The sequence below is a fragment of the Caenibius sp. WL genome (assembly GCF_019803445.1).
Lineage (GTDB): Bacteria > Pseudomonadota > Alphaproteobacteria > Sphingomonadales > Sphingomonadaceae > Caenibius.
Map to the genome: position 1 here is coordinate 2,090,054 of NZ_CP081844.1, position 14,499 is coordinate 2,104,552.

11 protein-coding genes and 2 riboswitches are annotated in these 14,499 nt (G+C 61.5%); of the genes, 9 read left to right on the forward strand and 2 right to left on the reverse strand.

Features of this window, described 5'->3' with window-relative positions; genetic code table 11:
• Positions 1–33 precede the first annotated feature (33 nt).
• The 7 genes from K5X80_RS09950 to K5X80_RS09980 all read left to right on the forward strand — a co-directional run bounded on the left by K5X80_RS09950 (position 34) and on the right by K5X80_RS09980 (position 8,717).
• Positions 34–1,113, forward strand: a complete 1,080-nt coding sequence (locus K5X80_RS09950) for an MFS transporter (protein ID WP_283249155.1) — start codon at positions 34–36, stop codon at positions 1,111–1,113.
• A 9-nt stretch (positions 1,114–1,122) separates the two neighbouring features.
• Positions 1,123–2,190, forward strand: coding sequence for an alpha/beta hydrolase (locus K5X80_RS09955; protein WP_222557592.1), 1,068 nt, complete (start codon positions 1,123–1,125; stop codon positions 2,188–2,190).
• 151 nt (positions 2,191–2,341) lie between these two features.
• Positions 2,342–2,692: a cyclophilin-like fold protein gene (locus tag K5X80_RS09960; protein WP_261390488.1), complete on the forward strand. Its 351-nt coding sequence runs from the start codon at positions 2,342–2,344 to the stop codon at positions 2,690–2,692.
• A gap of 72 nt (positions 2,693–2,764) precedes the next feature.
• A riboswitch (cobalamin riboswitch) is annotated at positions 2,765–2,979 on the forward strand.
• Between the two features lie 33 nt (positions 2,980–3,012).
• The gene (locus tag K5X80_RS09965) at positions 3,013–3,690 is read left to right on the forward strand and encodes an energy-coupling factor ABC transporter permease (protein ID WP_222557593.1); all 678 of its coding nucleotides are present in this window, start codon (positions 3,013–3,015) and stop codon (positions 3,688–3,690) included.
• A gap of 83 nt (positions 3,691–3,773) precedes the next feature.
• Positions 3,774–4,022, forward strand: a riboswitch (cobalamin riboswitch).
• A 177-nt stretch (positions 4,023–4,199) separates the two neighbouring features.
• On the forward strand, positions 4,200–6,323 hold the full coding sequence (locus K5X80_RS09970; RefSeq protein WP_222557594.1) for a TonB-dependent receptor: 2,124 nt from the start codon (positions 4,200–4,202) through the stop codon (positions 6,321–6,323).
• Between the two features lie 94 nt (positions 6,324–6,417).
• Positions 6,418–8,025 carry a flavin-containing monooxygenase gene (locus K5X80_RS09975; protein ID WP_222557595.1) on the forward strand — a complete coding sequence of 536 codons (1,608 nt, stop codon included), beginning with the start codon at positions 6,418–6,420 and terminating at the stop codon, positions 8,023–8,025.
• A 215-nt stretch (positions 8,026–8,240) separates the two neighbouring features.
• Positions 8,241–8,717 (forward strand): hypothetical protein, encoded by a 477-nt coding sequence (locus tag K5X80_RS09980; protein WP_222557596.1) that lies wholly within the window; start codon positions 8,241–8,243, stop codon positions 8,715–8,717.
• A gap of 303 nt (positions 8,718–9,020) precedes the next feature.
• Here K5X80_RS09980 and K5X80_RS09985 read toward each other — a convergent pair whose 3' ends face one another.
• Both K5X80_RS09985 and K5X80_RS09990 read right to left on the reverse strand, forming a co-directional pair.
• The gene (locus K5X80_RS09985) at positions 9,021–10,079 is read right to left on the reverse strand and encodes a metallophosphoesterase family protein (protein WP_222557597.1); all 1,059 of its coding nucleotides are present in this window, start codon (positions 10,077–10,079) and stop codon (positions 9,021–9,023) included.
• Between the two features lie 8 nt (positions 10,080–10,087).
• The gene (locus K5X80_RS09990) at positions 10,088–12,271 is read right to left on the reverse strand and encodes a TonB-dependent receptor (protein WP_222557598.1); all 2,184 of its coding nucleotides are present in this window, start codon (positions 12,269–12,271) and stop codon (positions 10,088–10,090) included.
• 220 nt (positions 12,272–12,491) lie between these two features.
• Here K5X80_RS09990 and K5X80_RS09995 point away from each other — a divergent pair, with 220 nt between their 5' ends.
• Positions 12,492–13,733, forward strand: a complete 1,242-nt coding sequence (locus K5X80_RS09995) for a TetR/AcrR family transcriptional regulator (protein WP_222557599.1) — start codon at positions 12,492–12,494, stop codon at positions 13,731–13,733.
• Between the two features lie 8 nt (positions 13,734–13,741).
• Positions 13,742–14,494, forward strand: a complete 753-nt coding sequence (locus K5X80_RS10000; protein ID WP_222557600.1) for an SDR family NAD(P)-dependent oxidoreductase — start codon at positions 13,742–13,744, stop codon at positions 14,492–14,494.
• Positions 14,495–14,499 lie beyond the last annotated feature (5 nt).

Sequence of the window (14,499 nt, forward strand, 5' to 3'; positions counted from 1 at the left end):
CTGTGCGTCGCTATGTTGATCGCATCGGAATTCATGCCGGTCAGCCTGTTGACGCCGATGGCCGCGGGGCTGCGCGCGACCGAAGGACAGACCGGACAGGCGATCTCGATCAGCGGGCTCTTTGCAGTGGCGGCGAGCCTGCTCATCACCACCGTCGCCGGCAGGCTGAATCGAAAATGGGTGTTGGTCGCCATGACCGCCCTGATGCTGGCGTCGCTGGTGTTGGTCGCGGCCGCGCCGAATTTTGCGGTGCTGATGATCGGCCGTGCGCTGCTCGGCATCTGTATCGGTGGATTCTGGGCATTGGCGACCGCTGTCATCATGCGGCTGGTTCCTGAAAGCGAGGTGCCAAAGGCGCTGGCGCTGATGTATGGCGGGCAGGCCATCGCGGCGGCCTTCGCCGCGCCGGTCGGCGCCTATCTCGGCGGCCTGTTCGGATGGCGCGCGGTGTTCTGGGCGCTGACACCGATCGTCGCGGTCAACCTCGTCTGGCACATGGTCGCGCTGCCCTCGCTGCCCGCGCGCCACCGGCAGGATTTTCGCGCCATGATCGACCTGCTCAAGCGGCCTTATTTCCTGCGCGGGCTCATCGCTTCGATGCTGTCCTGGGGCTCGGCCTTCACCATGTTCACTTATCTGCGCCCGTTCCTGGAGCAGGTGACGGGCGTGGATGTGACGATGCTCTCGCTCCTGCTGCTGGTGCTGGGCTGCGCGGGGTTCGTCGGTACATGGGTTTCGAGCCGGTTCCTGAGCGGCAACGTTGCCCCGCTTCTGAAGCTTCCCGCGCTGCTGATGGGTGGCTGCACTCTCGGGCTGCTGCTGTTCGGCGGTTCCATCGTCGGGGTGGGCCTGTTCCTGGCGATCTGGGGTGCGATGAACACTGCGATGTCGGTGATCTGGATGACCTGGATGGCGCAGAACGCGGACGATGCGCCCGAGGCCGGGGGCAGCCTGATGGTCGCCGCGATCCAATCGTCGATCCTGCTCGGCGCGGTCGTCGGCGGGCTGCTGCTCGATGGCCTGTCCATTGGGGCAACTTTCAGCGGCAGCGTCGTCCTTGCTGGAATTGGCCTCGCGCTGATCGGCAACGGGCGCCGTCTGCTCAAACCATAGGAGGCATTCATGAACACTCTGGAAACCCCGGCGCATGTGGATCGCCGCGCACTGATGAAGCTGACCGGTGCCGGCATGGCCGCTGGACCCCTTTTCACCACTTCCAATGCGGAGGCACAGACTATGACGAACGAGTGGGGCAAGACCTTCCCGAAAAGCGCGAAGGTCGATCACCGGAAAGTTACGTTCCGGAACCGCTACGGGATCACTCTGGTGGGCGATCTCTATCTGCCGCAAGATCGCGGTGACAAGCGCCTGGCGGCCATCGCCGTCAGCGGGCCGTTCGGCGCGGTGAAGGAGCAGTCGTCAGGTCTTTATGCGCAGACGATGGCGGAGCGTGGTTTCGTCACGCTGGCGTTCGATCCCTCCTATACCGGGGAAAGCGGCGGCGAGCCGCGCAACGTCGCCTCGCCGGACATCAACACCGAGGATTTCAGCGCAGCCATCGATTTTCTCGGTTTGCACCCTGCCGTCGACCGGGAGCGGATCGGCGTGATCGGCATTTGTGGCTGGGGCGGCATGGCGTTGAATGCCGTCGCGGTGGACAAGCGGGTGAGGGCAGTGGCGGCCAGCACCATGTATGACATGACGCGCGTGATGGCGAAGGGCTACGACGATAGCATGACGCCCGAACAGCGCACGCAGACGCTGGAGCAACTGAGCCGGCAGCGTTGGACGGACGCGGAAAACGGCGCCCCGGCCTACCAGCCCCCGTATAACGTGCTGAAAGGCGGCGAAGCGCAGTTTTTGGTCGATTATCACGACTATTACATGACGCCGCGCGGCTATCATCCGCGTGCGGTCAATTCCGGCAATGCATGGACGCAGACCACGCCGCTGTCGTTCATGAACATGCCGCTGCTGACCTACATCAAGGAAATCGCGCCGCGCCCCGTCCTGCTGATCCATGGCGAAAAGGCCCATTCGCGCTATTTCAGCGAGACGGCCTATGCGGAGGCGGCGGAGCCGAAGGAACTGGTGATTGTCCCCGGCGCCAGCCATGTCGATCTCTACGATCGTATGGATGTGATCCCGTTCGACAAGCTCCACTCGTTCTTCGAACAGCATCTGGTTTGACGGGGGCAAAGGTGCGGCCATGAGGGCACTGGGACGATCATTGGTTTTGATGGCTATCGCCGGGCTGGCCGGCGCCTGCAAGGCAACGGCATCTTGGGCCGATGCCTCGGCGCTGGGACCGAACCGATCCGAACAAGCCGTGGAGGAGCCGATGAAAATCAGGATTGTCACCGCCGACCGGTCATTGATTGCCGTGCTGGAAGGCAGCGCGAGCGGGCGGGCCTTTGCGGCGCTGCTGCCACTCGAACTGACGCTGAGCGATTATAATCGCACCGAGAAGATCGCCGATCTGCCGCAGCGCCTCTCGACCGAGGATGCGCCTGAGGGAGTGGAGCCGAAAGCGGGCGACATCGCCTACTATGCGCCGTGGGGCAATCTCGCGATCTTCTACCGCGACTTCGGTTATTCGCGCGGCTTGGTCCGCCTGGGCCGTCTCGAAGGCAGTGCCGAACCGCTCGCGAAACTGGATGGCGCGCGGGTGCGTATCGAACTGATTCCGTGATACGGGGTGGCGATTCCAGTCTGGCGGATCCGGGAAAATCGGGATTTGCTTGACTTATCGCATCCCCCGCGCCCTAGCCTTGCGATGCATGGTGTCCGTGATGCGGCAACGCATCAGGGATGAAACGGGAATGAGGAAGGGCCCCCGGGCCTAAGCCTCGACCGCCCCCGCGACTGTGAGCGGCGAGCGACTTTCCGACAAGCCACTGGCGCACCCCTGGTGCTCCGGGAAGGCGGAAAGCGTGACGACCCGCGAGTCAGGAGACCGGCCATGCGTTGACTATAACCAAGGCCGTCGGTGGGACGGCAGAGGAGACGCATATGCATATCGAACCCGGCGTCGTTGCCGAGGGAAAAATCTGGCTGAGCTATATCACCGCAGCCAGCGCCGGTGGCTATGGCCTGAATCTGGCCCGCAAGGCCATCGCGGAAAGCGGCGTGCTGTCGCTTCTGGTCCGTAGTCTTGCGGCGACGGTGCTGGTGTTCTGCTTCTTCGAAGTGCTGCCGCATCATCCCGTTGGCGTATCCGAAGTGCACCTGATCCTGGGATCGACGCTATTCCTGCTTTTCGGCGTTGCGCCAGCGGCCATCGGGCTGGCGCTTGGCCTGTTGCTCCAGGGCGTGTTCTTTGCGCCCGTCGATCTGCCGCAATACAGCATGAACGTTACCACACTACTGGTTCCACTTTTCGCGCTGACGGCGCTGGCCCGGCGGATCATCGCGCCCGACACGCCCTATGTGGATCTTCGCTACGGGCAGGCTCTGGCACTTTCGACGACGTATCAGGCCGGTATCGTCAGCTGGGTCGCGTTCTGGGCCCTCTACGGGCACGGCTTCACGGCAGGCAACATGGCCGCCATCGCCACGTTCGGAGGGGCCTACATGCTGGTGATCGTGATCGAACCGCTTGTCGATCTCGGCGTTCTGGCTCTGGCCAAGACTCTGCACCGCTTCAAGGACAGCGGCCTTGTCGAACGCCGCCTTTACCAGGCAGTATAATCTATTCCTGCAAGTGCTCATATGTGAGCACTTGCAGCATGAACGGAAATTCGTATTGTGCTGTCATCCGGGCTGGCCATCAGCCCGGATATGATCGCGCCGGTGCCTCGAGAGAGGCTTAAAATGGGAACGCGGTGAGGAAGGGATTTCCCGACCGAATCCGAGGCTGTCCCTGCAACTGTAAGCGGCGAGCGCGATACACATGCGCGGCAGGGCAATGCGCCGATGCCGCCAGCCACTGGGCCGGACGCTAAACCATGCGAGGCCTGGGAAGGCCGTGTATCAAGCGATGACCCGCAAGCCAGGAGACCTGCCGGCGTCTGGTCGCTCTTGCTTTGGTCCAGGGGATGGCCGGGGCACGGATCTCTCCGTCTGAGCGACAAACGAGCGGCTGGGGCCGCATCGGTTCGTGTGTCGGTTGCCCCCTGGCGTCCGGCCGATGCGCGCTGCCGACCGTTTGTGAACGGCAAGCCCCCGCCCAGTGTCGTTGGACGCCGATGGGGGATATAATGATCAAGCATGTACCGGCCGCGTTTGCGGCTTTCGCTCTCCTTGCGCCTTGCACAGCCCAGGCCGATGCGGCCGACGCCACCGATGCCGACAGGGATACTATCGTGGTGAACGGGGTGTTGGGCAATCTACGGCTCAACATCGCAACCGAAAGCGCCAGCCGTCTCGGTCTCACGCCGCTCGAAACACCTGCCAGCGTGGAAACGCTCGATGGCGACGCGATCCGTCTGCGCGGTGATCTGACAATCCAGGATGCCGCCGCCAGAGGGACCGGCATTGTGAACACTTCCGGGGTGTTCGGTTATGGCCTCTCGGCGCGCGGTTTCACCGGCCAGAATTCGGTGATGACGCTCTACGACGGCATGCGGATGTACAACAACACGCTGACTTTCCCGGCTGATCCGTGGATGGCGCAGAGCGTGGAGATCCTGCGTGGCCCGGCCTCGGTGCTTTATGGCGAGGGTGCGATAGGCGGCGCGGTCAATGTCTTGCGCAGGCAACCGGGCGACACGCTTGAATTTGCGGGCCGCGCAGGTGTTGCCTCGTTCGGAACAGTGCATGCCGCGGCGGGCGCGGGGGGCCCGATCAGCGATGGGGTCAGCTTCCGGGTGGACGCCAGCTACCGCCGGTCTGATAGCTGGATGGATCGTGGGGACAGCAGCGCCATTGCGTTTTCCGGGGCGATCCGGCTACGCCCGGCGTCCGATTTCAGTATCACGTTCTCACACGATTTCAGCACGCAGAAGCCACGGATCTGGTTCGGTGTGCCGCTGGTCAACGGCGCGCTCGACACATCGATCCGGCGCAACAATTATAACGTCACCGATGCCCGGCTGCGCTTCCGCGACAATTGGAGCCAGGCCAAAGTGGAATGGACACCGTCCGAGGCGGTGACGATCCGCAGCACGTTCTACCATCTCTGGGCGAACAAGTACTGGCGCAACGCCGAAAACGTCAGCTACGTCGCGGCAACGGACACCACGCCCGCGCAGATCCGCCAGTCCGGTTTCCTCGAACTCTATCATATCCAGAAGCAGACCGGGAACCGCACGACCGCCAACCTGAAGCAAACCTTCGGCAGTATCGAGAACCATCTCGTCGTGGGTTTCGACGTCAATCGGATCAGCTACAAGAACGTCAGCAATGCGGGTAACAACGCCGCGCGCCTGATCGATGCCATCGATCCAGTGCCGGGCAGGTTCATCGATCAGGCCGCCGCTCCCACCAAGGCCCGCTACACGAACAATATCGACCAGTTCTCCGTTTTTGCAGAGGACAGGCTGAAGTTCAGCGAGAGGTTCTCTATCGTGGCGGGGCTGCGCTACGACCGGCCGAAGATCACCAGGACCGACCACATCAATGCAGCGAACGATTTCACCAGCACACCCGATGCCGTGACCTGGCGCGTGGGTGCGGTTTACCAACCGATCCCCACGCTTTCGCTCTATGGCCAGTATGCCACCGCTGCCGATCCGGTCGGCGCGCTGGTCTCGACCAGCTTCGCGCAGAGCAGTTTCGACCTGTCGACAGGGCGGCAATACGAAATCGGCATTAAACACATCTTCTGGGGTGGGCGAGGGCAGTGGACTCTGGCCGCATACGACATCGTGAAGAAGCGCCTGCTGACGTCCGATCCGCTGATGCCGACGATTCAGGTGCAGGTCGGCCGGCAATCGTCGCGAGGTGTCGAGGCATCGCTTTCGCTGGAGCCGGTCGACGGCGTCAGCCTCACGCTCAACGGGGCGCTGCTGCGGGCACGCTATGACGATTTCTCCGAATCCGTCGGCGGCGTACAGTTCCAGCGCGTGGGCAACCGGCCGGCCAATGTCGCCGCCAGGACGGCGAATGCCTTCCTGAGCTGGGAATTCCTTGAAGGCTGGGTGGTCGACGGCGGGATGGGATATGTCGGCAAACGCTATCAGGATGCGGCGAACGCGCGGGTGCTTCCCGCCTATACGCTCACCGATATCGGCGTGCGCTGGCAGTTCGCCGAAGCGGCCAGCGCCAGCCTGCGTTTGCACAATGTCTTCAACGAAACCTACGTGCGGTCCACTTACGGTGCATCGCAATGGATTCTGGGCGATCCGCGTTCGGTGGAGGCCAGCATTCATGTCGCCTTCTAACGGCTCCGCCCCCTAAGAGCTTGACAGCCCAAGGGTTATACCGAACCTCGGTTGCATCGTGTTCATGTAGCAGTAAAAACAAGGCAGCGCGGCAATGAAAGACCAGGCAACGGCCGAAATCGTCGATATCGTTATTATCGGCGCCGGTTTTTCCGGGATGTACGCGATTTATCGTTTGCGGGGGGATTACAGTGTCACCTGCTTCGAAGCGGGCGATGGTGTCGGCGGCACGTGGTACTGGAACCGCTATCCCGGCGCGCGCGTGGATATTCAAAGCGTCGAATACTCCTATGGCTTTGACGAGGATCTGCAGCAGGAATGGACTTGGCCGGAATATTTTTCGGCTCAGCCCGATCTCGAACGCTACGCCAATCATGTGGCTGACCGGTTTGGATTGCGCGAGTACATTCGCTTTTCCAATCCGGTCAAAAGCATGCGCTTCGATGACGAAAGCGGTCTCTGGCACGTCCACGCGGCGAACGGCGATCATGTCGTCTGCCGTTATGTGATCGCCGCAACGGGGAGTCTTTCAGCCCCGAACACGCCGCCCTGGCCGGGCCGTGATAGCTTCAGGGGGGAAGTCTATCATACTGCAGGCTGGCCGCGCGAAGGGGTGGATTTCACGGGTAAGCGGGTCGGCTTCATCGGCACCGGTTCGACCGGGATTCAGGCCATGCCGATCATCGCGGAGCAGGCGGAGCGGCTCTATGTCTTCCAGCGTACGCCGGCTTTTTGCATGCCCTCCGGCAATCGCCCGCTCGATGCCGAATACGAACGCGAATGGAAGGAAGATTACGCACAGCGGCGTGAGCGGATGCTGGATACCTACGGCGCGTCGCTCGTCGATTATCCCGATTCCTCCGCACATGACTGCTCACCGGAAGAACAGGCGGCAATTCTCGAAAAGGCGTGGAATTCCAAAAGCGCTTTTCAACTCCTGTTCGCGTTCAACGATGTCCTGACGGATGCAGAGGCGAACGCGTTGGTCAGCGAATTCGTCCGCAACAAGATTCGTCAGATCGTGAAGGACCTGAAGACGGCCGAACGGCTCTGTCCGACGACTTATCCGATCGGCGGCAAGCGCCTGTGCGTCGGCAACGGCTACTATGAAATGTATAACCGCGATAATGTCACGCTCGTCGATGTGCAATCCGACCCCATCGTGGCCTTCACCGAAACGGGCCTGCGTACGCGAGATACGGAATACGCGCTTGACGTTATCGTGACGGCAACCGGCTTCGACGCGGTGACGGGTGCTCTGGCCCGGATCGATATCGAGGGGCTGGGGCATCTCAAGCTGGCGGACAAATGGGCGGATGGGCCGACGACGTACCTCGGTGCGATGGTTGCCGGTTTCCCGAATCTGTTCATGATTCATGGGCCGATGACCCCGGCGGCGCAAGCCCAGATGATCACCACAGGCGAATGGCAGGTCAACTGGACGGCGGCGATCATCGACGACATGAAACGCGAAGGTTACACACGCATCGACGTGACCGAAGAAGCGGAACAATCCTGGGCGGATGAGATCGAAACGGTTTCAGGGCAAACGCTGCATAAGCTTGCCGATTCCTGGTACAACGCCAAGAATATCGAAGGCAAGAAGGGAGGCTTCATGATCTATGTCGGCGGCTTCCCCCGGTTTTCCCGATTGAGCAGGGAAGCGGTGGAGCAGGGCTACAAGGGTTTCGTCCGTAGCTGAGGTCTTAGGTGCTGGAAGTCTGTGTCTGCGGTGATAACCCTTGATGGCCCTTGCCTCCGCGCCAGATAAAGGGAAGAATGGCGGCGAAGCGCAAGGCTGCGCTGATACGAGATCGAAAGGCTGGATAAACGTTCTGATGGAGATGAAGCTTACACCGTGACGATCGAACGGGACCGAGCTGGCATGGTGATCTGCCGTCCGAGCAGCGGCCCGCATTGTTACATATCGACAGACCCCCGCATGCAGCCTGGTCGGGGGAAAGCATTTCTCAGAAACAATTTGCCAGCGCCGCGCCCCATATCCCGGGGCGTGGAACCGGCGAACGCGGTGCCAGCGTGGCGCATGGCGGCTCTCGCAAAACATCGCCGCAGCGGCGTTTCGGCGATACTTCGCAATCACGACCTCTCTGTCATGAAACCGTTCCCGATGGCCACTATCCGGCTGTCGGGCAATGCCCGTTGCAAACCGGTTGCCGACACAATTTCAAAAGCCGTGGCAAACACGGTGAACACAGGAGTAGGAATATGCCCGAGAACCGAGAAACCCTTCTCAACCGCGCCATCGCCGCGATTGAGCGGCCCACGGATTATAACGAACACGACCGCCGGCAACTCATCATGGATTTGCGGGCGGCATGCGATATCGCAAAGCATGGTACGCTGATAGGCCAGAAAGCGGCTCGTAAATTCTAGGCGATTGTATCGTTTGTCAAAACGATCTGCCTGGGCACAATTTTCGTTCGGCCTGAGACTGTCGAAGACCGAGCGGAGGGGCTATAGCAAGCTATACAAGCGCCAAATTCCAAGGAAAGAGGTTCTGGCTGAGACTGCTTCTGACTTGTAACATCCGGCGCCAACCGTGATACCCCGTCCGCGAGGCGTTGGCGTGATAACCGCATGGTGGTTGATTGGTGCATTATCGGCGTAGCACCTGATCTCAGGCGCGCACGTTTCCATTTTCCATTGTCGAAAACCGGGTTTGGTGGAACCGGGGCATCAATGCCCCGGCGCAGCATCCGTCGCCGTGGCTGGCGGGTCTTTGGGGCCTTCGGGGCCGAACACACCATCCACACGGATGTTGGCGACATGGGGCCCATTGTCATCGATCGTGACCCAGCTGATGTGATCCACGGCGCCCGGCCCCTTGCGGATCCATTCGCCGCCAGTGGTCCCCAGGCGGAAATAGTCGTGTCCGTCGATCACGTCATGCTGATAGTAATGCTCGTGGCCCGCGAAGACGGTATAACGGCGCTTGGCCAGCGCGGCCTGGATTTGCGGGAACGCATTGTTGGCGTTCTGATACACCCATGCGGGTTTATGCAGCAGGACGATCGTCCAGCGCACTTCGGGATGCGCCGCCAGAGTCTGTTCTGCCCATCGCGCCTGCTCCTGCGTGATGCTCGCAGGGGTCAGTTCCTCAATCGGAATCTTGAGCTTGTGAATCTGTGCGGAGATCAGTTCGTTGGCGTGCCGGGGATTGGTTTCGAGTAGCTTCTGCACTTCTTCGGCCTTGCCCGGCTCGGGGAATATTCTCGGCAGCATGTTCAGCGCGGAAGCTGGCGGATCTTCCGTGTCGAGGACGAGGAACAGGACGTTCTTGTACACGAAGGAATAGTATGGGTTGCCGAACTGCTTGCGCCAGTTGGCCAGCATCGCGGTGTTGCTGAGATCGTGGTTGCCCGCCACCCGGTAGAACCGCGCATCGAGGCGGGCAAGGATGGTTTCGAATTCCTCCCATTGCCGCGCCAGCACGGCGGGATTCTCGGCATAGCCTTCGACCAGATCGCCGACGCTGACGACAAACTCCGGTTTCAACAGATTGACCTGATCGATGGCTCGTTCGAACACTCCCGCGCGGGCGCCGCCGGTCCGGTCCGACATGATTGCGAAGCGAAAACTGTCCTGCGGATCGACCACGGGCTTCGCGGTGAACGGCTTCGCGTCGGCGGATGGGGCAGGGGCCTGTCCGGCAGATGCGGGAAGGGCACCCAAGGCTATCGCTCCGGCGAGGGCGACGATCGCCGAGAGAGTCTTGAGAGATAATATCCGTGCCATTTTCAACCTCAATATTTGAAGGACAGAGTGACGCCGTAAGTCCGCGGTTCGCCATAGAAGCCCGCCGGCACGCCGACCGCGAAATGATCGATGAGGTAGGTCTTGTTGGTCAAGTTCTTGCCGGACACCGCCACCTGCCAATTGCCGAAGCCCAGCGGGATGTCCGACAGCGTGATCCGGCCATTGAGCAAACCATAGCCGCCGATTTTGTAATGTGCATCGGTCGCTGCCGTAAACTTGCGGCTTTGATAGGAATAATCGGCGTAGATGGCGAGGCGGCCGATCGGGGTTTCGGGAAACTCGTATTCGGCGCTTGCTGTCAGGCTATGTGGCGGGGCCTGGACGAAGCGGAACGTGTCCGTGATATCCGTGCCGGTGCCGTCGATAATCTCCTTATAGCGCGCATGGAGATAGGCATAATTGGCCGTCAGTGTCAGACCGGCAACCGGGCGTGCGGTGACATCGAGTTCCACCCCCTTGATACGGGCTTTGCCCGCGTTCAGCACGTCGGTGACGGCGATGTTCGTCGGGTCGGTCCGCACGTTGATCTGGATGTCGTTATAATCGGCGATGAAGGCCGCCACGTTGACACGCAGACGATTGCCGAACCAACTCGTCTTGGCGCCGATCTCATAGGAGGTCAGCGTTTCCGGGGCGAAACCGGCGTTGAACCGGGCGATGGAACTGGCGCGCACGTTGAAACCGCCGCTTTTGTAACCGCGACTCAATTTGGCATAAAGATTCAGGTCGGCGTTGGGGCTGTATCCGACGACGAATTCCGGGCTGACATTGTCGTAGCTCCGATCACCGATGCCGAGCGCTGAGACGGTGGGCGTGCCCGCTGCGGGGATGCTGATGTTCTGCAACGTTGCCTTGCGCTTGTCATGCGACCAGCGCACCCCGCCGGTGAGATACAACCCCTCCGCGAAATCGGGCCGATAAGTCAGCTGGCCGTAGAGCGCATAGGCCGTGTTATCGATTGTGACATAACGATCCGAGCGCGGCGGGCGCGCCGTGGCGCTGATATCGTAGCTTTTGGCGCTTTCATCGAAGTAATAGGCGCCCAACACATATTGCACCTGGTCGCCGAATGCCTTGCCAATCAGTTGCAGTTCCTCCGAAAACTGTTTTTGCCTGGAATCGAAATAGGTCGCGACAACGGGGAACGGACCGAACGCCCCTGTGAGATAGTCCTGGTGCGTGGTGTTGGCGAGGCGGCGAAAGCCGGTGATCGATTTGATCGTCAGCGCATCCGAAACCTGCCAGTCGAGCGTCAGGTTGTGGCCTTGCGCCACCACGTCGTTGCGTTGCAGGTCTTGGACGAAGGGTGATCCGCCCTTGGGCCGGGAAGCCGTGGCGGGATAGAGCGGCACCTGGGCGATATAGGCCGGTGTGTCGTTCACTTCGGAGCGGTCGTAAGTGTAGCGGACGTCGAAATTCTCTACCGGCTGCCAGTGCACGGCTGCGCGATAAGCGTCGCGCCGTTCATCGCCGAACCGTTTCACGCCGGTTCCCTGGTTGCGCACGAAGCCATCCTTTTCGGATCGCAGATAGCCAAGCTCGATAGCCAGACGGTCGCCGATCGGGATATTCACTTTGCTGAGCGCGCGAAACTGTCCGCGGTTGCCCACGGTCAGGTCCTGGCGCACGGAGAGGCGGCCCAGTTCCGGCGCTTTGGTGATGAAATTGATGGCCCCGCCCGTGGCATTCCGGCCATAGAGCGAACCCTGCGGCCCACGCAGCACTTCGATGCGTTCGAGATCGGCCACTTCCCCGGCGAGCCCCTGGCTGCGCGCGACATAGACGCCATCGAGATAGACCGCCACGCTCGGGTCCTGCGTGATCTGATCGTCGTTGTTGCCGACGCCGCGAATGAAAATGCGGGCGGTGATCGCGCTGTTGGGGTGAGGGGTGATCTGCAGGCTCGGCACTTCCGACCGCAGATCGGTGATGTCGTTGATACCTTTGTTGACGAGATCTGCCGCTGTCATCGCGCTGATGGACAGCGGCGTTTTCTGAAGCGGTTCGGCGCGTTTCTGCGCGGTCACGATAATTTCGCCGAGCCCTTCAGCCTGGGCCCCGTCGCCGGGCGTAGCGGCATAAGCCGTTGCGGGCAGGGCGGTGACGGCGGCGGCCAGCACAGTGGCCTTGTTGCGCAGGCGTCGCGAACGGGTGATGTCCCAATCGCTCATATCAGATTCTCCCTCCATGGCGATACGTATGTACCGAAGTGTCACGCCACAATGACTCGTATTATTTGCAGAAATATTACGTGTATATTAGATATCGTCAACTCCATCCTGATGTGCAATGCAAATGTACCGGTTTGCGTGGATGGCGAAATTGGGTTAAGTCCGAAACCCGGCCTGTGAAATGCCGGGCAATTTCAAAGGGACGGACCCAACGGGAAGAATGGAAAGCACCGACCGGATTCTCGACGCGGCTGTTGCGCGTTTCGCGGAAGGCGGAATGCGCGCGGTCAGTATCCGCGAAGTGGCCCGCGTTGCCGAGATTGACCCGTCCGCGATCCAGTACCGCTTTGGAACCAAGGCCAATCTGTGGAATGCCGCGCTCGAACGGGCGGTGGCCCGCGATCTGGAAAGGCTCCGCGCCTGCGTGGCCATGTTGGAGTCCCGGCCCGGGCTGACGGCGGATGAGAAGATCGCCCTGTTGCGGCACCATGTCGGCGAATCGCTGGGAACATGGCGGGATGTCACAATCACATGGCACACGCTGTTGATCGAAAGCTTGCGGCAGCATGCTCCGCTACCGATAGTGGTCGAGTGGTTCTTGCGCCGTGGTGAGGCATGGGTGGCCATTGCGCGCCAGATGGGGCTGGCATCCGAACAGGCTGGCGGCACACTGCTTCTGGCGGTGTCTTCCGCCGAACTGTTCCTGTTCGGTATCCTGGGAGAGTTCGAGCGGAAGCTCTATTGCGAAGATTTTCTCCGCTTTGTGTTCCGGCGACTGGAGCGAGGGCAGTTGCCAGTGGAAACCGGCAACTGGTTTTCCCGCTGGTGCACGGAACGGACAGATGCGCGCTTCGAACCGGGCCAGCCTGATGGGGACCAGAACGGGCCGGTGCACGCCCTGAGCGAAGCGGTGGCTCGCCTGCTGTTGGCACATGGGGCCGAAGGCGTCACCCATCGCGCGATTGCGAGCGAGGCGTCGCTATCGCTCGCCGCCACGACCCGGCATTTCGCCAATCTGCAGGACCTGCTGAGGGCCGGTTACGATCGCATCGGCGTCAATATGCTGCGCCATCTCGAAGCGCCTGAGCGCATGCCGCCGTTCGCCGCGCCCGAAGATATGGCGCAGGCCGTGGCATCCGTCTGGCTGTCGGAAGATGCGATGTATGGCCGGGCGCTGACGGGATTGCTCGATGTGCATATCGCGGCGGCACGGGATGCAACGCTGTTGCCGGTCGCCTCCGCGATCATTGCCAAGCTGACTGTCCTGGCGACCCGTTACTTCGCCGATGCCAACACACTCGGCGTGCGCACGCCGTTCGAGGCGCACATCCACTATGCCCTGTCCCAGTCGTCGATCCTTTTTGCGGCTCTGCAGGAGGTGGAGCCCGCCACTCTCATCAAGCAAGCCGCGGACGATATCACCCTCCTCAGTGGCCAGTTGTTTTCGCCTGTCAGGGAATAAGAGACATTATGAAACTGTTCGAAAATCAGGTTGCCTTCGTGACGGGCGGGGGCAGCGGTATCGGCCATGCCGCTGCTCTGGCCTTCGCACGGCAGGGCGCACGGGTGGCCATTGCCGACAGCAACGGCGAGGCCGCGCAACAGGTGGCCGCCGAAGTGGAAGACGCGGGTGGGCAGGCACTGCCGCTCACGCTCGACGTGACGGATGCGTCAGCGGTGGAGGCTGCGGTCGATCGGGTCGTGGCGGAGTGGGGCCGGCTCGATTGCGCTTTCAACAGCGCGGGCATCGCGCTGGAAGATACGACGACGCCCTGGGGTGAGCGCGCGATCTATAACCGCGTTGTCGCCGTCAATCAGGATGGCGTGCTCAACTGCATGACAGCGGAACTCAAGCATATGGAGGCAGCGGGCAGGGGCGCGATCGTCAACGCCGCATCGATTGCCGGTGCGGCGGGCACGATCACTGCGGCCTATTGCGCGAGCAAGCATGCGGTGGTCGGGCTGACCCGTTCGGCCGCCCTGCAGTATGCCGCCAAGGGTATCCGCGTTAACGCCGTTTGCCCCGGGGCCATCGCCACCCCGCTGGTGGCGGAAACGATGAAGGACCCGGAAGCTGCCCGGATCATTTCCTCGATGCATCCGATGAATCGCCTGGGTGAGGCACGCGAAGTGGCTGATGCGGTGGTGTTCTTGTGCTCCGAATGGGCGAGCTTCATCACCGGCCACGATCTGGCGGTCGACGGCGGCTACCTCGCGCGCTAGGCGGC